Origin of the sequence: Pseudanabaena sp. 'Roaring Creek', from assembly GCF_001402795.1 — a bacterium.
Classification (GTDB): Bacteria; Cyanobacteriota; Cyanobacteriia; order Pseudanabaenales; family Pseudanabaenaceae; genus Pseudanabaena.
In genome coordinates this window covers 1-1,306 of sequence record NZ_LIRE01000479.1, presented here as the reverse complement: position 1 = coordinate 1,306, position 1,306 = coordinate 1, and the positions used below count along the sequence as shown (strand labels likewise).

General features: G+C 37.0%; 2 protein-coding genes. Both read right to left on the bottom strand.

Annotation, left to right across the window (positions count from 1 at the left end):
• Nucleotides 1-97 precede the first annotated feature (97 nt).
• A complete protein-coding gene (locus tag AC805_RS15175; RefSeq protein ID WP_055076200.1) occupies nucleotides 98-832 on the bottom strand; it encodes a CBS domain-containing protein in 735 nt (244 codons plus the stop codon).
• A 15-nt stretch (nucleotides 833-847) separates the two neighbouring features.
• Entirely contained in the window at nucleotides 848-1,036 is a 189-nt protein-coding gene (locus AC805_RS15170) for a hypothetical protein (protein ID WP_055076199.1), read from the bottom strand.
• Nucleotides 1,037-1,306 lie beyond the last annotated feature (270 nt).

Below are 1,306 nucleotides of genomic sequence, written 5' to 3'. Positions count from 1 at the left end.
AATCACTTCTTTGCATCTTTGTGGGGATATGTGAAATTGGAGGTTCTTAAACTCAATTCTAAGCTCAATCATTTTGCTCTCAAATCCAAATTGTATATTAAGGCTTTGCAGCAATCTTACTTGGAATGGCAATCCCTGAAACCTTTTTAGACTTCTGCGTAAGGTGAGGTGCTAAGTCATTTCTCAGATCATTGATAAAGTTAAATCCTTCATCAAATTGGTTGTTTGAAGCTTTGTTTTTTGAAACAAATCCTAAATCTTTGACCAGAAGAGGAGATTTCTTCTTAATCAGCTTGAGTACATCTCTAATATAAGATGGTTCTTCATAATCACTATCTCTAGATGGCGCATCGGAGATAGGCGTATCTGTATATGAGCCAAGAAGTCTTCGCAGACCTGATTCTATCATAAGAATTTTAGCTAACAGGTACAGAGAGACCGCAGGTTTACCTAAATCTTCAAATGTAACAATACCTTGTAGTTTGTTTGCTTCCCCGACAAATAACCGACCACCATCGGAAGTTGCAAGTTTTTCAAATGCTTCTTGTAGAGAGGCATTGGGGCTAACCATAACAGCTTCATTTATTGGATGAATCACCTTGTGAATAGGTTCACTGTCATGGAGTTGTTTAATCTCTGCTTTTGACACAAAACCCAGTTGTTGATCTCCATCACTGATGGGTACGATGTCAAAATCATTAGCAGTCATCAAAGCCAATACTTCTAGAGCGGGTACATCTGGATGAGATTCAATCAAATCCATAGTTCCAAAGTGTTTGACACGAATTGCATCATTTGCTAATCCATCTAAATCTGCAATATTTCTAAACATAATCAATCCTAAAAATTACGAATGTATATGATTTTGAGCAAGATGCTCTTCTAGCAATTCCTCTAAATCCAACTTTAGAAGTGCTGCTATTCTTTTGCTAGGAGTTTTTTCTATTTCCATTAGAAGTCTCACTGCCTGCTCATGCCATTCTTTATTTACATGGGGACAGGTGAACTCATCATGAATTTCTGATAATCCTGCCATAGCTGCTATGAAACCACTAAACCCATCGACATTACGCTTAACATCACATTCAGTACTACAGACATTACACTTAAATGTTTCATTGGCATTAGGTTTAGTTACTCACCTTACGCAGAAGTCTAAAAAGGTTTCAGGGATTGCCATTCCAAGTAAGATTGCTGCAAAGCCTTAATATACAATTTGGATTTGAGAGCAAAATGATTGAGCTTAGAATTGAGTTTAAGAACCTCCAATTTCACATATCCCCACAAAGATGCAAAGAAGTGATTG